This window comes from Pseudomonas sp. S3_B11 (assembly GCF_054667715.1).
On record NZ_CP162749.1, the window covers coordinates 6,406,536 to 6,430,823 of the forward strand.

Sequence of the window (24,288 nt, forward strand, 5' to 3'; positions counted from 1 at the left end):
GAATCAGCGCTGAACCACGCGCATCGCACCCGGCTCTTTCGGCAGCACGCGCTTGGCCACCACGTAGTGAGTGTCCCAGTACGGCTTGTTCAAGGTGTCGATGCTCACCGACTTGCCACGCCGCGGGGCGTGGATGAAGCGGTCGTTGCCCAGGTAGATGGCCACGTGGTTGACCCGGCGGCTCTTGAGCTTGAAGAAGATCAGGTCGCCGGGCTTGAGGTCCTTGCGCTCGACTTTCTCGCCATGACCGGCGGCCATGGCGTTGGAGGTGCGCGGAAGGTCGAAGGTGGCGTCATTGAAGGCGTATTTCACCAGTCCGCTGCAATCGAAACCTTTACTTGGGCTACTGCCGCCCCAACGATAAGGTGTGCCGAGTACATTCACGGCGCGGCTCAACACATTGCTGCTCGCTTTGGTCGCCATCGGCGGGACCAGCTTGCTGTTGGCTGTGCTCACGCGCTGGGCGCCTGGCTTGTTCTTGCTCAAGGAAGCAGAAACATGGGATTTCGGGGTATAGCCGTTGACGTTGGGAAGACGTTGCTCACGATTGGTGGCGTGGGCGGCCAGTGGCAATAATAGGCAAATGGTTAGCCATGTCTTGAAAAATGGACGCATTAGGCAAGGCTCTTAAAGGTTAGCGCGCAACTTTATAACAGCTTTTTTTGCGTTTCCGAGGCCGTTTGTCGATTCGAAACGCAGCGCAAAACCCAGCAAAATGCGACAAATTGACCTGATTGTCTGACAGAACCCCTATACCACGGGGCTTTCGCCGGCTCGAGTCGCCGAGGACCGCTTGTCGGCTGGACACGAAAAAGTCACAAAAACTCCGAAAAAATTTATCTATCGAGGCAAAAGAGGCCATTCATGAACAGCTATCAGCAGGATGCAATCCGCGATACTCACAGCAAGGTCATTGGGTATCTGCTGTGGATTTTCGGTTTCACCGGTGCCCATCGTTTCTATTACGGCAAGCCGGTCACGGGCACGATCTGGTTCTTCACCTTCGGCCTGCTGGGCATTGGCTGGCTGATCGACTTGTTCCTGATTCCGGCCATGGATCGCGAAGCGGACCTGCGTTTCACCCCGGGGCCTATCGAATACAGCGTGGCGTGGATTCTGTTGACGTTTCTCGGGGTGCTGGGCGTACACCGCATGTACCAGGGCAAATGGCTCAGCGGGATTCTCTACCTGCTGACCGGCGGGGTGTTTTTCCTGGGGGTTCTGTATGACTTCTGGACGCTGAATGATCAGGTGTCGATTCGTAATGCGCAGAAGCGTGGGGCTTTTCAGTAAGACAGGGTCGCCTGCATCGCGAGCAAGTTCGCTCCCACACTGGATCGAGGTGTTCACGAGGCATGTGTTCACCAAAGATCCCTGTGGGAGCGAACTTGCTCGCGATGAGAGCGACGCAGTTTGTCAGGCCTGGTGGGTGATCCGCCCATCCATCAGGGTGTAACGCACCACCCCCGGCAGGCTATGGCCGAGGAACGGGCAGTTGTCACCCTTGGAACGCCAGGCTTCACCGGCCACGGTGGTGGCGGCGGGGTCGAACAGCACCAGGTCCGCCGCGGCGCCAACCGCGAGTTTCCCCGCCGGCAGTTGCAGCGCCTGGGCCGGGCCGGCGCTCAGGCGCGCCAGCAGGGTCGGCAGGTCCAGCAGACCGTCTTCCACCAGCGTCAAGGCCAGCGGCAGCAGCAGTTCGACGCTGCTGATTCCCGGCTCGGTGGCGCCGAACGGTGCCAGCTTGGCATCGCGTTCATGGGGTTGGTGATGGCTGGAGATGGCCGAAATCACCCCGGACTTCACCGCCTCACGCAGGCCATCGCGGTCGGCGCGGGTGCGCAGTGGCGGCTGGACGTGGTAGACGCTGTTGAAATCGATCAGCGCTTCGTCGGTCAGGATCAACTGGTACAGCGCCACATCGGCGGTCACCGGCAAGCCGCGGGCCTGGGCCTGGGCGATCAGTGCCGCGCCGCGAGCACTGGTCAACTGGCTGAAGTGGGCGCGCACGCCGCTTTGTTCCACCAACAGCAGGTCCCGGGCCAGGGCCACGGTCTCGGCGGTTTCCGGGATGCCCGGCAGGCCGAGGAAGCTGGCGGTCGGGCCTTCGTGGGCCAGGCCACCTTCGGCCAGGTCGTGGTCCTGGGAGTTGAAGATCACCGTCAGGCCAAAGGTCGCCGCGTATTCCAGGGCGCGGCACAGGGTACGGGTGTTGCGGAAACTGTTCAGGCCGTTGCCGAACGCCACGCAACCGGCGTCACGCAGGGCGATGAGTTCGGCCAGTTGCTCGCCGTCCAGGCCCTTGCTCAGTGCGCCAATCGGGAAGACCTTGGTGTTGCCGGCCTCGCGGGCACGGTCGAGGATCAGTTCGGCCACGGCCGAGGTGTCCAGCACCGGTTTGGTCTGCGGCGGGCAGCACAGGCTGGTCACGCCACCGGCAGCGGCGGCCCGGGTTTCGCTGACGATACTGCCTTTGCGGCTGTAGCCCGGTTCGCGCAGGGCGACGTTCAGGTCCACCAGGCCGGGAGCGGCCACCAGGCCTTGGGCGTCGAGGGTCTCGACCGCGACGAAACCGGTCGGTGCCGCGCCAAGGGCGACGATCTTGCAGGCATCGATATGGATATCAGTCACTTGATCCAGGCCACTGGCTGGATCGATCACGCGTGCGCCGAGAATGCTGAGCTTCACTGGGCGTTCTCCTGGTCGAATTGGCGCTGGGCCGTTTGCCCGCTCATGGCCATGGACAGCACGGCCATGCGGATGGCGATGCCGTAAGTCACCTGGTTGAGAATCACCGAGTGCGGCCCGTCGGCCACCGCCGACTCGATCTCCACGCCGCGGTTGATCGGGCCCGGGTGCATGACGATAGCGTCCGGCTTGGCCCCGGCCAGGCGTGCGGTGGTCAGGCCGAACAGGCGGTAGAACTCGCCTTCGCTGGGCAGCAGGCCGCCGGTCATGCGCTCGCGTTGCAGGCGCAGCATGATCACCACGTCCACATCCTTGAGGCCTTCGGTCATGTCGGTGTAGACCTTCACGCCGTATTGCTCGACGCCGATGGGCAGCAGGGTCTTCGGCGCGATGACGCGGATGTCCGGGCAGCCGAGGGTCTTGAGAGCCAACATGTTCGAACGGGCCACCCGCGAGTGCAGGATGTCACCGACGATGGCCACCGACAGGTTTTCGAAGCTGCCCTTGTGCCGACGGATGGTCAGCATGTCCAGCATGCCCTGGGTCGGGTGGGCGTGACGGCCGTCGCCGCCGTTGATGATTGCCACTTGCGGGCAGACGTGTTCGGCAATGAAGTGCGCCGCGCCGGAGTCGCCGTGGCGCACGACGAACATATCGGCGGCCATGGCTTCGAGGTTGCGCAGGGTGTCGAGCAGGGTTTCACCCTTGCTCGCCGAGGACGTGGACACGTTGAGGGTAATCACGTCCGCCGACAGCCGCTGGGCTGCCAGTTCGAAGGTGGTGCGGGTGCGGGTGGAGTTTTCGAAGAACACGTTGCACACGGTCTTGCCGCGCAGCAACGGGACTTTCTTCACCGCCCGGGCACCGACTTCGAGAAACGAGTCGGCAGTGTCGAGGATTTCCGTCAGCAGCTCGCGGCGCAGGCCGTCGAGGGACAGGAAGTGCCGCAGCTGGCCCTGATCGTTGAGCTGCAGCGGGCGCTTGGTTTCGAGAGGCGTCATCGCGATGGACTCTTACAAGGGCAGTTAAAGGGCAAGGTCTTGCAGTTCGAGTTGCAGCGGCGACGGGCCGGAGAGCTTGACCCGCTCGTGGGCGGCCAGCGTCAGCGTCGCACCGACCACATTCGGCCGGATCGGCAGCTCGGCGGCGTCCAGGTCCAGCAGGCACACCAGTGTCACGCTGGCCGGGCGGCCGTAGTCGAACAGTTCGTTCATGGCGGCGCGGATGGTCCGGCCACTCATCAGCACGTCGTCGATCAGCACCAGATGCTGGCCTTCGATCTCGAACGGCAGGGCTGAGGGGCGCACTTGTGGGTGCAGGCCGTTCTGGCTGAAGTCGTCGCGGTAGAAGGACACGTCCAGGGTGCCCAATGGCGATTGGCTGCCCAGCGCTTCGAGCAAGGCCTGGGCGACCCAGACGCCACCGGTGCGAATACCGATGTAGCGCGGGTCGCTGATGCCGCGGTGTTCCAGGTGTGCCTTGAGACGAATCGCCATCTGGCTGATCAGTTCGGCAGGATTGGGCAGGCTCATGCTGGCTCCTTCAGGTTCCCGGGCCGGTGGTGAATGGCGCGGTCTATCGCTAAGAGAAAGCGCCTTGGCGGCGCTTTCAAAAAATCAGGTTTCGAACAGGGAGGCGTTGGCGTCGAGCCAGCCTTGCAGCAACAGGGCGGCGGCGATGGCGTCCACCGGGTTGTCGCGGTAACTGCCTTTCTGCCCGCCGCGTACCAGGCGCTCGCCCTTGGCCTCGAAGGTGGTCAGGCGCTCGTCATGGGTATAGAAGGGCAGGTTGTAGCGGCCATTGAGCCGGCGGGCGAATTTCTCGGCGCGCAGGCACATGTCACTGGGCGTGCCGTCCATGTTCAGCGGCAGGCCGACCACCACGGCATCGGGTTTCCACTCCTTGATCAGCGCTTCGACCTGGTTCCAGTCCGGAACGCCATTCTGCGCCTTCAAGGTGCACAACTCGCGGGCCTGGCCGGTAATGACCTGGCCGACCGCTACGCCGATCTGTTTGGTGCCGTAATCGAAGCCCAGCAGCAAGCGCAGGGCCATCAGGCGTGTCCTGCCTGGCTGGTGAGCAGGCTGAGGTTGATCCCCAACCGGCTGGCCGCCGCTTCCAGGCGCAATTCGCTGCTGGTGTTGAACAGGATGTCGGCGTCGAACGGGCAGGTCAGCCAGGCGTTGTCGGCCAGTTCGGCTTCCAGTTGCCCGGGTTCCCAACCGGCATAGCCGAGGGCGATCAGGCTTTTCTCAGGGCCGACGCCGTCGGCGATGGCGAACAGCACGTCCTGGGAGGTGGACAGCGACACCCCGTCCAGATCCACGGTGGCCTGGTATTTGGGGCCCGACGGATGGAGCACGAAACCGCGGTCGGTCTGCACCGGGCCGCCGATGAAAATCGGCACATGCTGGCACAAGAGTGGCGGTTCCACTTCGGGGCGCAACTGCTCCAGGATGTCCGCCAGGTTCAACTCCTGCGGGCGATTGATTACCAGCCCCATGGCCCCATTGGCCGTGTGCTCGACGATGTAGGTCAAGGTGTGGGCAAAATTCGGATCGGCCATGTGCGGCATGGCAATCAGGAAGTGATGCTTGAGGTAGGTGGGGCTGACGTTTTTCATAGGCGCTAGTGTGGCGGGGCGGGGGCGAACTGACAAGCCGGGAAATGCCTGAGACTGTCACCAATCCCCTGTGGGAGCGAGCTGTGTGGGAGCAAAGCTTGCTCGCGATCCAGGCGCTGCGGTCCTCAAGAGACTGCGGTGTTTTCATCGCGGGCAAGCCTTGCTCCCACATTCGATCTGGGGTGAGCCTGCAGGGCTCGGCGGCGGTTCAGTTACTGGAGAGCTTGTCGCCGCGGGCGAACTTCCAGGTGCGGATGATTTCCAGCCGGTCGATGTCCGACAAGTCCCCGGTAAACGGCGCGAACGGTGCGGCCAGGCGTACGATCCGTTGGGCCGCCTGGTCCAGCAGCGGCTGGCCGGAAGACTCGAGCACCAGCACTTCATACAGCGAGCCGTCACGGTTGATCGAGACCATTAGCCGCAGGTTGCCGTAGATCTGTTTGCGCCGGGCTTCGTCGGGGTAGTTGAGGTTGCCGATGCGCTCGACCTTCTTGCGCCACTCGTCCTTGTACCAGGCGCCCTTGTCGCGCATGGTCGAGGCGGCGCTCAGGCGGTGGATGCGCGGGCGCTTGGCGTAGAGCTGTTGTTCCTGGGCCAGTTCGGCTTCCAGGCTGGCGATGTCGCTGGACAACTGTGAGCTGTCGAAGGTGGGTTCGGGGGCCTTGGGTTTGGGATCAGGCTTGACCTCTTCCTTGACCGGGGCCTTTTTCGGCTTCGGCGCCACGGTGGTCACGGCTGCCTTGGGCGCCGTCTCCTGCACTTCGGGCTTGGCCGCTGGCGGCGGGGTGACTTTCTGCACCGTATTGTCCTGGAACGGCGCGATCTCGGTGGTCTTGGGGATCGCCTTTTTTTCCAGGGTGCCGCTGCCTTGCTGGTTTTCCTGGGCGAGGAAGTCGGCCTTCTTGGGCTTGGTCTCGCTCTTGAAGGTGGCCAGGGTGATTTCCAGGGTCTGGCTGATCTGCTTGGGCTCGACCGTGGCAAAACCGACGCCCAGCAGCAGGGCCAGGTGGATCAACGCCGCCAGGAACAGGGTAAAACCGAGGCGATCAGCCGGGCGCACGCTACGATGGGCGAGCTCTTGGGGCAGATCGGACGGGAGTGTCATGACAAGGAAACCAACATCGCGTTTTTTTCAGGCCGGGCATGATAACGCAATGTGGGTTTCCTTCAGCAGATCTGGATCAACGAGCCTTGAGCTTCTGATCGATGGCATCCATCAGCATGCCACCGATGTCGGTGCCAAAGGCATTGTCGATTTCGCGGATGCAGGTCGGGCTGGTGACGTTGATCTCCGTCAGGTGCTCGCCGATTACGTCCAGGCCCACGAACAGCAGGCCTTTTTCGCGCAGGGTCGGGCCGACCTGGGCGGCGATCCAGCGATCCTTGTCGGTCAACGGCCGCGCCTCGCCGCGCCCGCCAGCCGCCAGGTTGCCGCGGGTTTCGCCGGCTGCCGGGATGCGCGCCAGGCAATAGTCCACCGGTTCGCCGTCGATCATCAGGATGCGTTTGTCGCCATCGACGATGGCCGGCAGGTAACCCTGGATCATGATCTGCTGCTTGCCGTGCAAGGTCAGGGTTTCCAGGATCACCGAGAGGTTCGGGTGGCCAGCGGTGTGCCGGAAGATCGAGGAGCCGCCCATGCCGTCCAGAGGCTTGAGGATCACGTCGCCGTGATGGTCGGCAAATTCGCGCAACACGTCCGGGCGACGGCTGACGATGGTCGGCGGCGTGCATTGCGGGAACAGCGTGGCGAACAGCTTTTCGTTGCAGTCGCGCAGGCTCTGGGACTTGTTGACCACCAGCACGCCAGCGTTTTCAGCCTGTTCCAGCAGGTAGGTGGAGTACACGAACTCCATGTCGAACGGCGGGTCCTTGCGCATCAGGATCACGTCCAGGTCGCTCAGCAGCGCGTCGCTCTCGGTGCCCAGCTCAAACCACTTCTCGGGGTTGGCGAAGACTTTCAACGGTTTCATCCGCGCCCGAGCCTGGCCTTCGGCCTGGTAGAGGTCGCGCTGTTCCATGTAGAACAGCTCCCAGCCGCGCTTCTGAGCGGCCAGCAGCATGGCCAGCGAGCTATCCTTTTTATAGGAAATGCTGGCGATAGGGTCCATGACAATGCCGACGCGTACGCTCATGGCTTGGTTCCTCGAAATGTGATGGGCACATATTGGCGTGAAAAAGTGGCGTCAGAGTGGCGCCCGGAAGATTGGCGGTCAAGGAAAAACCACCGCGCCGAGCGGCCGATAGATCGGCGATGGAGACTGTGCTAAAAAGGCTGCCATGTGACGTGCGGGCCTTGAACATCAAGGGTTTGCGCTGTCGATCACACTTACGCGTTAAAAACCGGTTCGCAGTGGCAATGGCAGAGCATCTCACGCAGCAGCAACCCAGCGCCTTGAAGGTCATGGTCATCGACGACTCGAAGACCATCCGCCGCACCGCCGAAACCTTGCTGCGCAACGTGGGCTGCGAGGTGATCACGGCCGTCGATGGCTTCGATGCCCTGGCCAAGATCGCCGACCATCATCCGGGCATCATTTTTGTCGACATCATGATGCCGCGCCTCGATGGCTACCAGACCTGTGCCCTGATCAAGAACAACAGCGCGTTCAAGGCCACGCCGGTGATCATGCTGTCGTCCCGCGACGGGTTGTTCGACAAGGCCAAGGGACGCATCGTCGGTTCCGATCAGTTTTTGACCAAACCGTTCAGCAAGGAAGAACTGCTGGGCGCGATACAGGCCCATGTTCCGGGCTTTGCCGCTGTCCAGCCGCACCAGGCACATTAATGACACTTGGCCAACGGGCCTGGGGTCAACAAGAAAATGGGGAACACCATGGCACGAGTTCTGATCGTCGATGATTCGCCGACTGAAATGTACAAACTGACCGGCATGCTGGAAAAGCACGGCCATCAGGTCCTGAAGGCCGAGAATGGCGCCGATGGCGTGGCCCTGGCCCGCCAGGAAAAACCCGATGCGGTGCTGATGGACATCGTCATGCCCGGCCTCAACGGTTTCCAGGCAACGCGCCAGCTGACCAAGGACCCGGACACCGGCCACATCCCCGTGATCATCATCACCACCAAGGACCAGGACACCGACAAGGTCTGGGGCACGCGCCAAGGGGCGAAGGACTATCTGACCAAACCGGTGGACGAAGAAACCCTGATCGCGACCCTGAACAAAGTGCTGGCGGGTTGACGGCGCGGCCATGAGCCAATCCCTGACCGCATTCGAACTGCTGCTGCAGATCGACCGGCGCTGCCGGTTGCTGGGGGCGGACCTGCCCTCCCAGCCGACCCATCGCGCCGGTTGGAGCGGCATTGGCTTTCGCTTGGGCGAGCACTGGTACGTGGCGCCGATGGGTGAAGTCAGCGAAGTGCTGCACGAACCACGTCACACGCATTTGCCCGGGGTCAAGCCGTGGGTGCGTGGAGTGGCTAACCTGCGCGGGCGTTTGTTGCCGTTGATGGACTTGTGCGGGTTCTTTGGCCACGAGCTGTCGACCGTGCGCAAGCAGCGGCGCGTGTTGGTGGTGGATCACGACGAGGTGTTCGCCGGGTTGTTGGTGGACGAGGTCCTTGGGCTGCAGCATTTTGCCCAGGACAGCCTGGAACCGACGCTGGTGGACGACCTCGACGGCCCGGAAGCGGCCTTCGTCAAGGGCCGGTTTGGCGGTGAGCGCGAGTGGCAAGTGTTCAGCCCGTTTGCCCTGGCGCGTTCGCCGGGGTTCATGGATGTGGCGATTTAACGAGATGCAGCGCAGGCCCCTTGTGGGAGCGAGCCGGTGGGAGCACAGCTTGCTCGCGATGGCGGTGCCTCGGTTGGCGAGAAAACTGTGTCGTTCTCATCGCGGGCAAGCCTTGCTCCCACAGAGCCGCACTGGTTGAGCAGGCTGCACGACAAAGGCTTGCTTACAGTTAATAGCTGTAAGTTGGATTGGGCAGTACAGGCGAGAACCGATGATCAAAGCAAAAACAGGCAAGCCACTGGAAGCGTCGCGCAGTCGTTCGCAGATCATCGTGCTGTTCGTCGCGCTGATCGTCTTCATCGTGCTGCTGTTCGCCAACTTCGCTTACCTCAACACCCAATCCACCTATGACAAACAGTACATCGGCCATGCCGGCGAGCTGCGGGTGCTGTCCCAGCGCATCGCCAAGAACGCCACCGAGGCCGCCGCCGGCAAGCCCGCGGCGTTCAAGCTGCTGAGCGATGCGCGCAATGACTTCGCCCAGCGCTGGGGCTCCCTGAAACAGGGCGACCCGGTCACCGGCCTGCCCCCTGCGCCGGCCACCCTTCGTCCGCAGATGCGCGCCGTGCAGCTGGATTGGGAGCGCCTGCTCAAGAACACCGATGCCATCCTCTCCAGCGAACAGACCGTGCTGTCGCTACACCAGGTGGCGGCGACCCTGGCCGAAACCGTGCCGCAGTTGCAGGTCGAGTACGAAAAAGTCGTCGAGATCCTGCTGCAACGCGGCGCGCCGGCCGCCCAGGTGGCCATGGCCCAGCGCCAGTCGCTGCTGGCCGAACGGATCCTCGGCGCGGTGAATACCGTGCTGGCGGGGGACGAAAACGCCAGCCAGGCCGCCGACACCTTCGGGCGCGACGCCGCGCGTTTTGGCCAGGTGCTCAATGGCATGTTGCAAGGTGACCCGGCCCTGAAGATATCCCAGGTCCAGGACCGCGATGCCCGGGCACGCCTGAGCGAAATCAGCGAGCTCTTCGAGTTCGTCTCCGGTTCGGTGGACGAAATCCTCGAGACCTCCCCAGAGCTGTTCAAGGTCCGCGAATCGGCCGGCAACATCTTCAACCTGTCGCAGACCCTGCTCGACGAGGCTTCGCACCTGGCCACCGCCTTCGAAAACCTCGCCGGCGGGCGTTCCGTCAATACCATCGGCGGCTATGTGCTGGGTTTGCTGGCGCTGATGTCGATCATCCTGATTGGCCTGGTGATGGTCCGCGAAACCAACCGCCAGTTGCACGAAACCGCACAAAAGAACGAGCGCAACCAGAACGCGATCATGCGGTTGCTGGATGAAATCGAAGACCTGGCCGATGGCGACCTGACCGTTACTGCTTCGGTCACCGAGGACTTCACCGGCACCATCGCCGACTCCATCAATTACTCGGTGGATCAATTGCGCGATCTGGTGGCGACCATCAACCTCACCGCCGGCCAGGTCGCCGCTGCGGTGCAGGAAACCCAGGCCACGGCGATGCACCTGGCGCAGGCCTCCGAGCACCAGGCCCAGCAAATTTCCGAAGCTTCGACTTCAATTAATGAAATGGCCCAGTCCATCGACCAGGTGTCGGCCAATGCCGCCGAGTCGTCGGCGGTGGCCGAGCGGTCGGTGGAGATTGCCAACAAGGGCAACGAGGTGGTGCACAACACCATTCATGGCATGGACAACATTCGCGAGCAGATCCAGGACACCGCCAAGCGCATCAAGCGCCTGGGTGAGTCATCCCAGGAAATTGGCGACATTGTCAGCCTGATCGACGACATCGCCGACCAGACCAACATCCTGGCCCTCAACGCCGCCATCCAGGCGTCCATGGCCGGTGATGCCGGGCGCGGGTTCGCGGTGGTGGCCGATGAAGTGCAGCGTCTGGCCGAGCGCTCTTCGGCGGCGACGCGGCAAATCGAGACCCTGGTGCGGGCGATCCAGACCGACACCAACGAGGCGGTGATTTCCATGGAGCAGACCACCACCGAAGTGGTGCGCGGTGCGCGACTGGCCCAGGACGCCGGCGTTGCCCTGGAAGAAATCGAAGGCGTGTCCAAGACCCTGGCGGCGCTGATCCAGAGCATTTCCAACGCGGCGCAGCAACAGACCACCTCGGCGGGGCAGATTTCCTTGACCATGAACGTGATCCAGCAGATCACTTCGCAGACTTCATCCGGTTCCACCGCCACTGCCGAGAGCATTGGCAACCTGGCGAAAATGGCCAGCCAGCTGCGTCGTTCGGTGTCGGGGTTCACGTTGCCGGCGGCAGCGGCTGGCGATGAGGAAAAGGGGTGACCAACCGGATCCATCCGTTGGAAAAGGCTTTTTGTGGCGAGGAGGTTTCTGTGGGAGCAAGGCTTGCCCGCGATGAAGATAACGCGGTTCTTCGGGAACCGAGGTGTTTGCATCGCGAGCAAGCTTTGCTCCCACAGGTAAATCCTTTCCCCGCGGGCGTGTTGTGTTCTCCTGATTGGAGTGGTTATGGGTGATCGGCACGACTATGTGGCCCTGGAATGGGTCAAGGGCGAGATTGCCGAAACGCTGAAGCAGGCTCATCTGGCCCTCAACCGCCTGGTGGACGATCCGCAGGCGTCGGATGCCCTCGGGCAATGCCTGGCCTGCATTCACCAGGTCCACGGCGGCCTGCAGATGGTCGAGTTCTACGGTGCGGCGCTGCTGGCCGAGGAGATGGAGCAGCTGTGCGCCGCCCTGCAGGACAACCGCGTCACCCATCGCGACGAAGCCATCAGCCTGTTGAGCCAGGCCCTGGGGCAGTTGCCGATCTATCTGGACCGCGTACAAGGTGCCCGTCGCGACCTGCCGCTGGTGGTGCTGCCTTTGATCAACGACCTGCGCAGTGCCCGGGGCGAGAGCCTGTTGTCGGAAACCAGCCTGTTCAGCCCCGAGTTGCCCGATATTGCGCCGCTCAGCGACGAGGCCTTGCAGCACCTCGAACCCGCTGACCTGCCAAACACCTTGCGCAAACTGCGCCAGACCCTGCAAATGGCCCTGGTGGGCCTGCTGCGCGAACAGGACGACGCGACCCACCTCGGTTACCTGGCCAAGGTCTTCCATCGCCTGGAAACCTTGTGTACTGGGGCACCGCTCAATGCGTTATGGCAGGTGGCCTCGGCGCTGGTCGAAGGCATGCGTGACGGACGTATTGCCAACAGCCCGACGCTGCGCAGTCTGTTCAAGGAAGCCGACAAGGAACTCAAGCGCCTGCTGGACCAAGGCATGCCAGGCATCAATCAGCCGGCACCGCCCCACCTGCTCAAGAGTTTGTTGTTCTATATTGCCAAGGCCGAACATCCCAGCGGGCAGATGCAGATCATGAAAGAACGCTACTCACTGGACGACGCGCTGCCCGACAGCGCCATGGTCGACGAAGAACGCGCGCGCCTGGCCGGGCCCGACCGCGATGCCATGCGCTCGGTGCTTGCCGCGCTGTGCGAGGAACTGGTGCGGGTCAAGGAGCGCCTGGACCTGTTCGTGCGCAGCGATCGCCAGCACGCCTCGGAGCTGGACAGCCTGTTGGCGCCGCTGCGGCAGATCGCCGACACCCTGGCGGTGCTCGGTTTCGGCCAGCCGCGCAAGGTCATCATCGATCAACTGGCGGTGGTCCTGAGCCTCGCCCAGGGCCAGCGCAAGCCGGATGACGCGACCCTCATGGACGTCGCCGGGGCCTTGCTCTACGTCGAGGCGACGCTGGCCGGCATGGTCGGCACCGTCGAGCCCGAGAGCCGCGAAGACACCCACCTGCCCACCACCGACCTGACCCAGATCCACCAGATCGTCATCAAGGAAGCCCACACCTGCCTGCAACAGGCCAAGGACATGATCGTCGACTACATCGACGCGGACTGGAACCGCGAGCAACTGCAGCCCTTGCCGGCGCTGCTGACCCAGGTGCGCGGCGCGCTGGCGATGATTCCCCTGAGCCGTGCCGCCAGCCTGGTGGAGGCCTGCAACGGTTTCATCCGCGACCACCTGTTGCTGGACCAGGCCCAGCCGGGTTGGGAAGAACTCGACCACCTGGCTGACGTGATCACCGGCCTCGAATACTACTTGGAGCGCTTGAGCGAGGACCCGGAAACTCCTGGCGAGCCGTTGCTCGACGGGGTCGAGCGGAGCTTGGCTGCGCTCGGTTATTTTCCTGACGAAGCGCGGGTGCCGGTGCTCGACGATGTATTGAGCCCCAACGAAGCCCAGGTCATGCAGGACTTGCAGGAATGGGACGACCCGCAGACGGTGCAGTCCTTGGCCGAGGTGCTGGCCAGCCCGATCTCGGCGGTCAATCCGCCGGCCAAGAGCACCCCGGGCAGCCTGTTGCCGCCACCGTTTGATGAAAGTCCGGTGGACGACGAGTTGCGCGAGGTCTTCCTCGAGGAAACCGGCGAGGTGCTGGACGTCCTGCGTGAATACCTGCCGCGCTGGATTGCGCATCCCGACGACCACGGCGCCCTGAGCGAACTGCGCCGGGCCTTCCACACCCTCAAGGGCAGTGGCCGGATGGTCCGGGCGCTGGTGCTGGGTGAACTGGCCTGGGCCGTGGAAAACCTGCTCAACCGGGTCCTGGAGCGCAGCGTCGAGCCGTTGGCCTCGGTCCGTCAGTTGATTGAAGACACGGTGCAGTTGTTGCCGGCCCTGGTGGCCGAATTCGCCGCCAATCACCAGCGCCAGCGCGACGACGTCGACCGCTTGGCCGCCCGCGCGCATGTCCTGGCCAAGGGCGGCGATGAGAAGGATGAAGACGAGCAGGACGTGGCCGCCCTCGATCCGCTGCTGTTGAAGATCTTCGACAGCGAAGCCCAGGGCCACCTCGCCAGCCTCAATCGCTTTCTCGATCAGTCGGCCGACCACCTGCCCCTGCAGGCCAGTGATGAGTTGCAGCGGGCCTTGCATACGCTCAAGGGCAGCGCGTCGATGGCCGGCGTGCTGCCGATCGCCGAGCTGGCCGGGGCGATGGATGAGCTGGCCCGGGAATACCGGGCGCATCTGATTGCCCTCGATCTGGATGAGGTCGAATTGCTGCTGGAAGCCGAAGGGCTGCTGCGCCGGGGCCTGCGCCAGTTGCACAGCGAGCCGCTGGCAGCGATCCCTGGCGCCGAGGATCTGATCCAGCGCGCCCAGGCCCTGCTGGCCGAGCGTCTGCACGCCGCCAACAGCGCGCCGGACAAAGCGCTGCGGACCAAGCGCGACCCACAACTGATCAACAACTTCCTCGCCCAGGGCATGGACATCCTGCTGGACGCCGAAAGCCTCTTGCAGCGCTGGCAGCAGCACCCCGGCGAAGGCCAGGAACTGAGTGCGCTGCTCGATGAGCTGACCACCCTCGGCGAAGGCGCGCACCTGGCCGACTTGCACCCGGTGGACGAACTCTGCGAAGCCTTGCTCGACCTCTACGGTGCGGTAGAGGAAAGCAGCCTGGCGGTCAGCGATGAATTTTTCCAGGAGGCCCAGCGCGCCCATGAAGCGCTGATCGACATGCTCGATGAATTGGCGGCCGGGCAGCATGTGCATCCGCAGCCCGAGCGGGTACAGGCCTTGCGCCGCCTGCTCCAGGAGAGCCTCGACCCGTCGGCCACCGGCCTGATCCGCAGCGACGGCAGCCGCACCCTGAGCATCCGCGAACTGGGCCGCGCGACGGCGGAAATGGAGCGTGACGCGCCCGTCGATACCTCGATGGAAGATGACCTCGCGGCGATTTTCCTCGAAGAAGCCCAAGACATCCTCGAAAGCGCCGCCCAGGCCTTGCAACGCTGGTTGGCCGATCCGGATAACGGCGCGCCGCTGTCCTCGCTGCAACGTGACTTGCACACCCTCAAGGGCGGTGCGCGAATGGCTGACATCCGGCCGGTGAGCGATCTGGCCCAGGAGTTGGAAAACCTTTACGAAGGACTGGTGGACCGCCGCTACAGCTACAGCGAGGAACTGGTGCAGCTGCTCGCCAGCAGCCACGAACGCCTCGACCTGTTGCTCGGGCAGTTGCAACAGGGCCAGCCGTTGGGCGATCCCGTTGCGCTGATCGACGCCATTCGACGGTTCCGCCAGGACAAGCCGAACGCCATCGAGACGAACGCAGCGGCCCAGGCCGACGGCGCCGGCCATGATCCCGAGTTGCTGGAAATCTTCCTTGAAGAAGGCTTCGACATCCTCGACAGTTCGGGCGCGGCGCTGCTGCGCTGGCAGGAAGAACCGTCGAATCGCCAGGCCGTGGAAACCTTGCTGCGGGATTTGCACACCCTCAAGGGTGGTGCGCGCATGGTGGAAATCGGGCCCATCGGCGACCTGGCCCACGAGTTGGAAAATCTCTACGAAGGCCTGTCGGCAGGCCTGCTTCAGCCGACCCCGGCGCTGTTCACTTTGTTGCAAAGCAGTCATGACAGATTGGCGCAGATGCTCGATGCAGTACGCGCCGGCCACCCGTGCCCGTTGGCGGACCGACTGATCGCGCAGATCCAGGCGGTGAATCATCCCCAGGAGAATGCTGCACCGCAGGCTGTCTCGGCGCCGGAACCGGTGCCCACTCCCATCGTCAGCCCGCCTGCGGCGCCTGCAAGACCGGAGCCCAGCGCAGCGGGCGACGGTGCGGACATGGTCAAGGTATCCGCCGAACTGCTCGACGACCTGGTGAACCTGGCGGGCGAAACGTCGATCTTCCGTGGGCGTATCGAACAGCAGGTCAACGACGGGCGCGTGGCCCTGGGCGAAATGGAAACCACCATCGAGCGCATGCGCGATCAGTTGCGGCGCCTGGATACCGAAACCCAGGGGCGGATTCTCAGCCGGCAACAGGTGGAGGCCGAGCGCCTGGGCTATGAAGAGTTCGACCCGCTGGAGATGGACCGCCACTCCCAGTTGCAGCAGTTGTCCCGGGCACTGTTCGAGTCCGCCTCGGACTTGCTTGAGCTCAAGGAAACCCTCGACCGCAGCAATCACGATGCCGAGGTCCTGCTGCAACAGCAGGGGCGTATCAACACGGAGCTCCAGGAAGGCCTGATGCGTACGCGCATGGTGCCGTTCGAACGCATGTTGCCACGGCTCAAGCGCATCGTCCGGCAAGTGGCGCAGGAGCTGGGCAAGGACGTGGAATTCCTGGTCGGCAACGCCGACGGCGAGATGGACCGTAACGTGCTGGAGCGCATGGCTGCACCTCTTGAACATATGCTGCGCAACGCCGTCGACCACGGCCTGGAGCCGGCTGACGTGCGCATCGCCGCCGGCAAGCCGGCCCGAGGACGTATCAGCCTCGATCTGTCCCGGGAAGGCGGCGACATCATTTTCGACATCCGCGACGACGGTGCCGGGGTGCCGCTGGAGGCTGTGCGGAACAAGGCGATCAAACGTGGCTTGCTGGCGCCGGACAGCGACATCAGCGAGCGCGACGTGCTGCAGTTCATCTTGCAACCAGGGTTTTCCACGGCCGAGAAAATCACCCAGATATCCGGGCGCGGTGTCGGCATGGACGTGGTCCACGAAGAGGTTCGGCAACTGGGCGGCAGCATGGTCATCGATTCCACGCCGGGGCAGGGCGTGAATTTCCGCATTCGTCTGCCGTTTACCGTGGCGGTGAACCGGGCGTTGATGGTGCACTGTCACGAAGACCAATACGCGATCCCGCTGAACACCATCGAGAGCATTGTCCGGGTGTTGCCCGCCGAGCTGGACGGCTATTACCAGCTTGATCCGCCGACCTACACCTACGCCGGGCAGCGTTACGAGTTGTGCTACCTCGGTGAGCTATTGAAAACCGGCGCCCGGCCGAAACTGCTGGGCCAGAGCCAGCCCTTGCCGGTGCTGCTGGTGCAGTGCAACGAGCGGCACGTCGCCGTGCAGGTGGACGCTACCGCCGGGACCCGGGAGATCGTGGTCAAGAGCCTCGGCCCGCAGTTCTCGGCGGTACAGGGCCTGTCCGGGGCGACGATCCTGGGGGACGGCCGGGTGGTGTTGATTCTCGACCTGCTCGCGCCGATCCGCGCCTTGCCCCACCAGGTCCCGCGCCGCCAAGTGCCGGTAGAAGGCGAGGGCGAATCGCAACGGCCGTTGCTGGTGCTGGTGGTGGACGACTCGGTGACCGTGCGCAAGGTCACCAGTCGCCTGCTGGAACGCCACGGCATGCACGTCCTGACCGCCAAGGATGGCGTGGATGCCATGGCGCTGCTGGCCGAGCACGCCCCGGACCTGATGCTGCTGGACATCGAGATGCCGCGCATGGACGGCTTCGAAGTGGCCACGCAAGTGCGCAACGACCCGCGCCTGGCGCATTTGCCGATCATCATGATCACCTCCCGCACCGGCCAGAAACACCGCGACCGTGCCATGGCCATCGGCGTCAACGACTACCTGGGCAAGCCGTACCAGGAATCGGTGCTGCTCGACAGCATCGCGTACTGGAGCAAAACCCATGCATGACCTGCATCTTCACTCGCGCACCAGCCCACTCACCGGCCTGTTGTTGCCATTGGCTGACCGGCACCTGGTGTTGCCCAACGTGGCCGTGGCCGAACTGATCGACTACCAGAGCAGCGTATTCGATATGGACACCCCGCCGTGGTTCCTGGGCTGGGTGAGCTGGCGCGAACGGCAAATCCCGTTGCTGAGCTTCGAGTCGGCCTGCGGCCAGAAGACCGTGATTGGCGAGCGAGTGCGCATCGTCGTGCTCAACGCCCTCGGCGGACGGCCGGAGCTGCGTTTCATTGCCCTGCTGGTGCAAGGCATCCCGCGCTCCTACAAGCTCGACAGCCAATTGAGCTACGTCGATGTGCCGCTGTGTGGGTTGGAGCAGGCGGCGGTGCAAGTTGGGGAACACGTGGCGAAAGTGCCGGACCTGTTGGCGTTGGAGGAGTTGGTGATGGCTGTGGGCCTGATTCAGCCCCACAAACCCTGAGGCGTACGAATTCCCAATGTGGGAGCGAGCTTGCTCGTGAGGCGGCCTTATAGCCGACCTGTTTCTCCCGGTTGTACTTCGATCAAACTGTGGGAGCAAAGCTTGCTCGCGATGGCGGCAGCACATTCGACATCTCCTTTGGCTGACCCACCACTATCGCGAGCAAGCTCGCTCCCACAAGGATGGCGGTCAACCGTTACTCCAACCGTAACGATCCGCCGTCGAGCTTGATTGATGCCCGCGCCCCAACACTCCTAAGGTGACCCCCACGACAGCGAACCCGTGGAGTGGTCATGACAACAACAATATCCCCCGACTCGCGCTGGACGCGGCGGCGCAGCGAAAAGCAGCGGCGTCTCGGGCTGGTGAAGGGGCTTGCCGACGGTGTGGTGCTGCCCACCGACAAGATCGTCGCGGCGCTGGAGGCGTTGATCCTGCCCGGCGACCGTGTAGTGCTGGAGGGCAATAACCAGAAGCAGGCGGACTTCCTTTCCCGCTCCCTGGCGAAAGTCGACCCTTCGAAGCTGCACGATTTACACATGATCATGCCCAGCGTCGGGCGGTCCGAACACCTGGATCTGTTCGAGCGCGGCATTGCCCGTAAGCTCGATTTTTCCTTTGCTGGCACCCAGAGCCTGCGCATCAGCCAGTTGCTCGAAGATGGCCTGCTGGAAATCGGCGCGATTCATACCTATATCGAACTCTATGCCCGGCTGGTGGTGGACCTGATTCCCAACGTGGTGCTCTCGGCCGGTTTCATGGCCGACCGCGCTGGCAATATCTACACCGGCCCCAGCACCGAAGACACACCGGCGCTGATCGAGCCGGCGGCCTTCAGCGACGGTATCGTCATTGTTCAGGTCAACCAGTTGGTGGATGACGTCAGTGACCTGCCGCGAGTCGACATCCCGGCGTCCTGGGTCGATTTCGTGGTGGTGGCCGACAAGCCGTTCTACATCGAGCCGCTGTTCACCCGCGACCCGCGCCACATCAAGCCTGTGCATGTGCTGATGGCGATGATGGCGATCCGCGGGATCTACGAAAAACACAACGTCCAATCCCTCAATCACGGCATTGGTTTCAACACGGCCGCGATTGAATTGATCCTGCCGACCTACGGCGAATCCCTCGGCCTGAAGGGCAAGATCTGCCGCAACTGGACGCTTAATCCGCACCCGACCCTGATCCCGGCCATCGAAAGCGGCTGGGTCGAAAGTGTGCATTGCTTTGGCACTGAGCTGGGCATGGAGAACTATATTGCCGCCCGGCCGGACGTGTTCTTCACCGGCCACGACGGCTCGCTGCGCTCCAACCGCATGGTCTGCCAACTGGCTGGGCAATACGCAGTGGACCTGTTCATCGGCGCGACCCTGCAAGTGGACGGCGACGGCCATTCCTCCACCGTGACCCGTGGCCGCTTGGCTGGCTTCGGTGGGGCGCCGAACATGGGCCACGACCCGCGCGGTCGTCGTCACGGCACGCCAGCCTGGCTCGATATGCGCCACGGCGATGGCGAGGCGCCGTTGCTCGAACGCGGCAAGAAGCTGGTGGTGCAGATGGTCGAGACGTTCCAGGAGGGCGGTAAACCGACCTTCGTCGAAACCCTCGACGCGGTGGACGTGGCGAAGAAAGCCGGCATGCCCCTGGCGCCGATCATGATCTACGGCGACGACGTCACCCATTTGCTCACCGAAGAGGGCATCGCCTACCTGTACAAGGCCCGCTCCCTGGAAGAGCGCCAGGCAATGATTGCTGCGGTGGCCGGCGTTACTGCCATTGGCCTGCGCCATGACCCGAAAGACACCGCGCGCATGCGCCGCGAAGGGCTGATCGCCTTGCCCGAAGACCTCGGTATACGCCGCACCGACGCCACCCGCGAGTTGCTCGCGGCAAAGAGCGTGGCCGACCTGGTGGAGTGGTCCGGTGGTCTCTACAACCCGCCCGCCAAGTTCAGGAGCTGGTAAATGCACGCCTTCAACCTGCAACCGAAAAAACTGTCCTTGACCGAGCACCTGGCGGATATGGCGGTGGACGCGCTGATCGACGAAGCCGACCTCTCGCCTAAACCGGCCTTGGTGGATCGTCGTGGCAATGGCGCCCACACCGACCTGCACCTGGGCCTGATGCACGCCTCGGCACTGTCGCTGTGGCCGGCGTTCAGGGAAATGGCCGAAGCCGCCCTCGACTGCGGCGAGATCGGTTTGCTGCTACGCGAAGCCCTCGGGCGCATCGGCCGTGAGGGCGAAGCCTCGATGCTCGCCACCACCGGCGGGGTGAATACCCATCGCGGGGCGATCTGGGCCTTGGGCCTGTTGGTCGCTGCAACGGCGCTGGAACCTGAATCCAGTGTCGCCAGCGCCGTCGCTCTACGCGCTGCCCGCCTGGCCTTGCTCAACGACCGTTATGCGCCCCAACCCTTGAGCCACGGCGCCCAGGTAGCCCAACGCTACGGCGTACGCGGTGCCCGGGAAGAAGCGCAACTGGCGTTCCCGGCGGTGACTGGCCTGGGCCTGCCGCAACTCAAGCGCAGTCGCGCGGCGGGCGCGGGAGAGCAGAACGCCCGGCTCGATGCCTTGCTGGCGATCATGACCACCCTGGCCGATACCTGCGTGCTCTATCGCGCCGGCGAGCCGGGTTTGCAGGCCATGCAACAGGGCGCCAAGGCGGTGCTCGATGCCGGTGGCAGTGCGAGCTTGGGCGGTCGTCGCCAATTGCACGCGCTGGACCAACAACTGATTGCCTTGAACGCCTCGCCCGGCGGCGCTGCCGACCTGCTCGCCGCCTGCCTGTTCCTCGATCGTATCGAGCGCGGCGATGGCCTCTTCCCAGGAGTGTGCTGATGGAAACCTTATCCTTTGAATTCCCTGCCGGGCAGCCGCCACGGGGGCGGGCGCTGGTGGGCTGCGTCGGCTCGGGCGACCTGGAAGTGCTGATCGAGCCCGGCCTGGCAGGCAAGCTGACCATCCAGGTGCAGACCTCGGTCAACGGCAGTGAACAACGCTGGCAGCACCTGTTCGCCCGCATGTTCGACGGCCAGACACCGCCGGCCTTGTCTATCGACATCCACGATTTCGGCGCCACCCCCGGCGTGGTGCGTTTGCGCCTGGAGCAAGGTTTCGAGGAGATCGGCCATGACTGACAGTGCAGCGTTGCTCAACAAGCACAGCTTCGTCGAACTCGGTGCCCGGCAACGGGCCAAGGCCTTGCTCGATGAGGGTACGTTTCGCGAATTGCTCGACCCGTTCCAGCGGATCATGTCGCCGTGGCTGTTGCGCCAAGGCGTGGTGCCGCAAAGCGATGACGGCGTGGTGATCGCCAAGGGTACGCTCGATGGCCTGCCCGTGGTGATCGCCGCCATCGAAGGCGCGTTCCAGGGCGGCAGCCTCGGCGAAGTCGGCGGGGCGAAGATTGCCGGTGCGCTGGAACTGGCCGCCGAGGACAACCGCAAGGGCATCCCGACCCGTGCCGTATTGCTGCTGGAAACCGGCGGCGTGCGTTTGCAGGAGGCCAACCTCGGGTTGGCGGCGATCGCCGAGATTCATTCGGCGATTGTCGACCTGCGCCAATACCAACCGGTGGTCGGCGTGGTGGCCGGCAGCGTCGGCTGTTTTGGTGGCATGTCCATCGCCGCCGGGCTGTGCAGTTATCTGCTGGTGACCCAGGAAGCGCGGCTGGGCCTGAACGGCCCGCAAGTGATCGAACAGGAGGCCGGGATCGACGAATACGACTCCCGCGACCGGCCGTTCATCTGGAGCCTGACCGGCGGCGAGCAACGGTTCGCCAGTGGGTTGGTGGACCGTTACGTCGCCGATGATGTGGCGCAGATCCGTCAACAGGTCGGCGAGTTGCTGCACCTGGGCGTTCCCGCGCAACACCGCAGCGGCCAGGCCGAGCTGTTCCTGCAACGCCTGGCCCGCTTGGACACTGAAGTGCAAATCGAACCGGCCACGGTTCGCCAGTTGTATCAGGGAGAACGCCCATGAGTGCCTATTCATTGAGAGGCTTGCGCTGGTTCGAGGCCTTGGCTGGCGACGCCAAACCGCTGGAAGGCCTGCCGGCTTCGTTGAAAGTCACTGACGTCAGGCTGGGCGAGCAAACCGTGCGCCTGCTGGCGGTGGTGGCTGATCCCGACAGTCGTTTTCCCCGTGCTCGCAATGGCGAAGTCGGTTTGCTGGAGGGTTGGGGTTTGGCTAAAGCGGTGGATGACGCCATCGACGCCGACCGCGATGCAGTCAACAAACGTCCGCTGATCGCCGTTGTCGATGTACCGAGCCAGGCCTATGGGCGGCGTGAAGAAGCCCTGGGCATTCATCAGGCCTTGGCCGGTGCGGCGGACAGCTATGCCCGTGCGCGGCTGGCCGGGCATCCGGTGATCGGTTTGCTGGTGGGCAAGGCCATGTCCGGGGCGTTCCTGGCCCACGGCTACCAGGCCAACCGCCTGATTGCGCTGCGCGACCCGGGGGTGATGGTTCACGCCATGGGCAAGGCCTCGGCGGCGCGAGTCACCCTGCGCAGTGTCGAAGAGCTTGAGGCCTTGGCCGCCAGCGTGCCACCGATGGCCTATGACATCGACAGTTTTGCCAGCCTGGGTCTGCTGTGGGAAACCTTGTCGGTGGAGCAGGTCGAGCAACCGACGGCGGCGGATCTGGCCCGGGTGACGGATTGCCTGCAACAGGCGATCAACGATGTGGCTGGGGCGCCTCGGGGCTTGAGCAGCCGCCTCGGTGCGACCTATCGCGCGGCTTCCAGCACCGTGCGCCAACTGCTGAGAGCACAGTGGTGAATACGTATCTGGCCCATGACCTGCTCTGGGGGATGACCCCGGAACAGGTGCCTGCGGGTGCGCCGGCATGGGTGCTCGAATCGATTGCCGCCGGTCAACCGGTGGTGGTCCGACGCTCGCTGACGGTGCCGGGTCAAATCGCGGTCGGCGTGCGCGGGCGTTCGCGCGAGCAGCGTTATGCAACGTCGATGGTGATTGCTGCGATTTCCCGTCGCGTCAGGCCGGAAGACCTTTGTCACGTTGCGTCGACTCGCGACTTGCCAGCCCTGCAAGCGCTGTCCTGCCTGCGTCCGCTGCTCGATGCCAGTGGCTGGGCCTGGGGCGTCAGCGGCAGCGCCGGGTTCGAGCTCGCCACAGGTGTCGAGGCGCTGCATGAACGCAGCGACCTGGATCTGATTCTGCGGGTGCCGCATTTTCTCGATCGTCTCCACGCCAGGGAATTGCTGGCGCAACTGGATGCCTCGGTTTGCGCCGTGGATATGCAATTGCAAACGCCCTGCGGTGCCGTCGCCTTGCGCGAGTGGGCGGGTTCGTCGCGGCGGGTCCTGCTCAAGGATGATGTGCAGGCACGGCTGGTGAACGATCCTTGGCAGCCTTCATTGGAGCAAGTCGCGTGAGCAGCCTCTTCGTCTTTCCCGGCCAGGGTGCGCAGCGCGTGGGCATGCTCCACGGCCTGGCGCCGCAAGTCCTCGACGAGGCGGGTGACGTGCTCGGTGAGGACGTCTTGCAGTTGGACAGTGCCGAGGCGCTGCAATCGACCCGCGCCGTGCAACTGTGCCTGTTGATTGCCGGCGTGGCGGCGTCGCGGCGATTGCTGGAACAGGCGCCTGCGCCGGACTACGTGGCGGGACTGTCCATCGGCGCTTATCCAGCGGCGGTGGTGGCCGGGGCGCTGGGGTTCGAGGATGCGTTGCGACTGGTCAGCCTGCGGGGCGAATTGATGCAGCGGGCGTATCCGCAAGGCTATGGCATGACCGCGATCATCGGCCTGGACCTCGCGGCAGTGGAAGCGTTGCTGGCGCAGGTGCACAGCGACCGCACCCCGGTCTACCTGGCCAACATCAACGCGGATAATCAGGTGGTCATCGCCGGCAGTGACGAGGCCATGAACAACGTTGCCAGGCAGGCGCGAAGCCTGGGTGCCGGGAAGGCCTGTCGGCTGGCGGTGAGCGTGCCGTCCCATTGCCCGTTGCTGGAAGCACCGGCCCGGGCATTGGCCCAGGCATTTGCCGACGTGCCGTTGAAAGCACCAGCCTTGGGTTATCTCAGCGGTAGCCGCGCGCGACCGGTGATCAACACCGAGGCCTTGCGCGACGACCTGGCGCTCAACATGTGCCGCGTGGTGGATTGGCGCGGTACCGTGCAAAGCGCTTACGAACGCGGTGTGCGGCTACAGATCGAACTGCCGCCCGGTGCGGTGCTGACCGCCCTGGCGCGCCGGGTGTTCGAGCAGGGCACTGTCATGGCTTTCGACGGCGCCCGGCTCGACACCTTGCAGGCGCTGTTGCGTGAGGAGGGAAACCGCCAACCCTAAACCACCGACTCAAGCTGGCGAAGCACAAAAACAACAACTTC

22 protein-coding genes are annotated in these 24,288 nt (G+C 63.9%); 14 read left to right on the forward strand and 8 right to left on the reverse strand.

Features of this window, described 5'->3' with window-relative positions:
* Positions 1-3 precede the first annotated feature (3 nt).
* The gene (locus AB4O22_RS28725) at positions 4-615 is read right to left on the reverse strand and encodes a C40 family peptidase (RefSeq protein WP_223472135.1); all 612 of its coding nucleotides are present in this window, start codon (positions 613-615) and stop codon (positions 4-6) included.
* A 249-nt stretch (positions 616-864) separates the two neighbouring features.
* Here AB4O22_RS28725 and AB4O22_RS28730 point away from each other — a divergent pair, with 249 nt between their 5' ends.
* Positions 865-1,293 (forward strand): NINE protein, encoded by a 429-nt coding sequence (locus AB4O22_RS28730; protein WP_003206477.1) that lies wholly within the window; start codon positions 865-867, stop codon positions 1,291-1,293.
* 123 nt (positions 1,294-1,416) lie between these two features.
* On the opposite strand, the gene AB4O22_RS28735 is transcribed toward AB4O22_RS28730, so the two are convergent.
* From AB4O22_RS28735 to gshB, 7 genes are all read right to left on the reverse strand, one after another.
* Entirely contained in the window at positions 1,417-2,688 is a 1,272-nt protein-coding gene (locus tag AB4O22_RS28735) for a dihydroorotase (RefSeq protein WP_460097695.1), read from the reverse strand.
* Entirely contained in the window at positions 2,685-3,689 is a 1,005-nt protein-coding gene (locus AB4O22_RS28740; protein ID WP_003177495.1) for an aspartate carbamoyltransferase catalytic subunit, read from the reverse strand. The genes AB4O22_RS28735 and AB4O22_RS28740 overlap by 4 nt, the downstream gene beginning before the upstream one ends.
* Before the next feature lie 24 nt (positions 3,690-3,713).
* A complete protein-coding gene (pyrR, locus tag AB4O22_RS28745) occupies positions 3,714-4,220 on the reverse strand; it encodes a bifunctional pyr operon transcriptional regulator/uracil phosphoribosyltransferase PyrR (protein ID WP_003206474.1) in 507 nt (168 codons plus the stop codon).
* An 84-nt stretch (positions 4,221-4,304) separates the two neighbouring features.
* Complete coding sequence (gene ruvX, locus AB4O22_RS28750; protein ID WP_460097697.1) at positions 4,305-4,742, reverse strand: Holliday junction resolvase RuvX; 438 nt, start codon at positions 4,740-4,742, stop codon at positions 4,305-4,307.
* Positions 4,742-5,311: a YqgE/AlgH family protein gene (locus AB4O22_RS28755; RefSeq protein WP_123350591.1), complete on the reverse strand. Its 570-nt coding sequence runs from the start codon at positions 5,309-5,311 to the stop codon at positions 4,742-4,744. Before AB4O22_RS28755 ends, ruvX begins: the two co-directional genes overlap by 1 nt.
* 208 nt (positions 5,312-5,519) lie before the next feature.
* Positions 5,520-6,416 (reverse strand): energy transducer TonB, encoded by an 897-nt coding sequence (locus AB4O22_RS28760; RefSeq protein WP_003206470.1) that lies wholly within the window; start codon positions 6,414-6,416, stop codon positions 5,520-5,522.
* 76 nt (positions 6,417-6,492) lie between these two features.
* On the reverse strand, positions 6,493-7,446 hold the full coding sequence (gene gshB, locus AB4O22_RS28765; protein WP_223472137.1) for a glutathione synthase: 954 nt from the start codon (positions 7,444-7,446) through the stop codon (positions 6,493-6,495).
* Positions 7,447-7,670: 224 nt separating this feature from the next.
* On the opposite strand from gshB, the gene AB4O22_RS28770 reads away from it, so the two are divergent.
* The 13 genes from AB4O22_RS28770 (at position 7,671) to mdcH (ending at position 24,247) form a co-directional block, all read left to right on the forward strand.
* Positions 7,671-8,099: a response regulator gene (locus AB4O22_RS28770; protein WP_003206467.1), complete on the forward strand. Its 429-nt coding sequence runs from the start codon at positions 7,671-7,673 to the stop codon at positions 8,097-8,099.
* 48 nt (positions 8,100-8,147) lie between these two features.
* Positions 8,148-8,513 carry a twitching motility response regulator PilH gene (gene pilH / locus AB4O22_RS28775; protein WP_003206465.1) on the forward strand — a complete coding sequence of 122 codons (366 nt, stop codon included), beginning with the start codon at positions 8,148-8,150 and terminating at the stop codon, positions 8,511-8,513.
* A gap of 10 nt (positions 8,514-8,523) precedes the next feature.
* Positions 8,524-9,063 (forward strand): chemotaxis protein CheW, encoded by a 540-nt coding sequence (locus tag AB4O22_RS28780; RefSeq protein WP_003206464.1) that lies wholly within the window; start codon positions 8,524-8,526, stop codon positions 9,061-9,063.
* A gap of 211 nt (positions 9,064-9,274) precedes the next feature.
* On the forward strand, positions 9,275-11,335 hold the full coding sequence (locus tag AB4O22_RS28785; RefSeq protein WP_223472138.1) for a methyl-accepting chemotaxis protein: 2,061 nt from the start codon (positions 9,275-9,277) through the stop codon (positions 11,333-11,335).
* A 186-nt stretch (positions 11,336-11,521) separates the two neighbouring features.
* Positions 11,522-17,455: an Hpt domain-containing protein gene (locus AB4O22_RS28790; RefSeq protein WP_223472139.1), complete on the forward strand. Its 5,934-nt coding sequence runs from the start codon at positions 11,522-11,524 to the stop codon at positions 17,453-17,455.
* A complete protein-coding gene (locus AB4O22_RS28795; RefSeq protein WP_223472140.1) occupies positions 17,448-17,930 on the forward strand; it encodes a chemotaxis protein CheW in 483 nt (160 codons plus the stop codon). The genes AB4O22_RS28790 and AB4O22_RS28795 overlap by 8 nt, the downstream gene beginning before the upstream one ends.
* A gap of 293 nt (positions 17,931-18,223) precedes the next feature.
* Complete coding sequence (gene mdcA / locus AB4O22_RS28800; RefSeq protein WP_003206457.1) at positions 18,224-19,894, forward strand: malonate decarboxylase subunit alpha; 1,671 nt, start codon at positions 18,224-18,226, stop codon at positions 19,892-19,894.
* Positions 19,895-20,770: a triphosphoribosyl-dephospho-CoA synthase gene (locus tag AB4O22_RS28805; protein ID WP_460105833.1), complete on the forward strand. Its 876-nt coding sequence runs from the start codon at positions 19,895-19,897 to the stop codon at positions 20,768-20,770.
* Positions 20,770-21,069: a malonate decarboxylase subunit delta gene (locus AB4O22_RS28810; protein ID WP_003206454.1), complete on the forward strand. Its 300-nt coding sequence runs from the start codon at positions 20,770-20,772 to the stop codon at positions 21,067-21,069. Before AB4O22_RS28805 ends, AB4O22_RS28810 begins: the two co-directional genes overlap by 1 nt.
* Positions 21,062-21,913, forward strand: a complete 852-nt coding sequence (locus tag AB4O22_RS28815; RefSeq protein WP_223472142.1) for a biotin-independent malonate decarboxylase subunit beta — start codon at positions 21,062-21,064, stop codon at positions 21,911-21,913. The genes AB4O22_RS28810 and AB4O22_RS28815 overlap by 8 nt, the downstream gene beginning before the upstream one ends.
* The gene (gene mdcE / locus AB4O22_RS28820; RefSeq protein WP_223472143.1) at positions 21,910-22,713 is read left to right on the forward strand and encodes a biotin-independent malonate decarboxylase subunit gamma; all 804 of its coding nucleotides are present in this window, start codon (positions 21,910-21,912) and stop codon (positions 22,711-22,713) included. Before AB4O22_RS28815 ends, mdcE begins: the two co-directional genes overlap by 4 nt.
* Positions 22,710-23,330 carry a malonate decarboxylase holo-ACP synthase gene (locus AB4O22_RS28825; RefSeq protein ID WP_223472144.1) on the forward strand — a complete coding sequence of 207 codons (621 nt, stop codon included), beginning with the start codon at positions 22,710-22,712 and terminating at the stop codon, positions 23,328-23,330. The genes mdcE and AB4O22_RS28825 overlap by 4 nt, the downstream gene beginning before the upstream one ends.
* Entirely contained in the window at positions 23,327-24,247 is a 921-nt protein-coding gene (gene mdcH, locus AB4O22_RS28830; protein WP_003206448.1) for a malonate decarboxylase subunit epsilon, read from the forward strand. The genes AB4O22_RS28825 and mdcH overlap by 4 nt, the downstream gene beginning before the upstream one ends.
* The last annotated feature ends 41 nt before the right edge of the window (positions 24,248-24,288 follow it).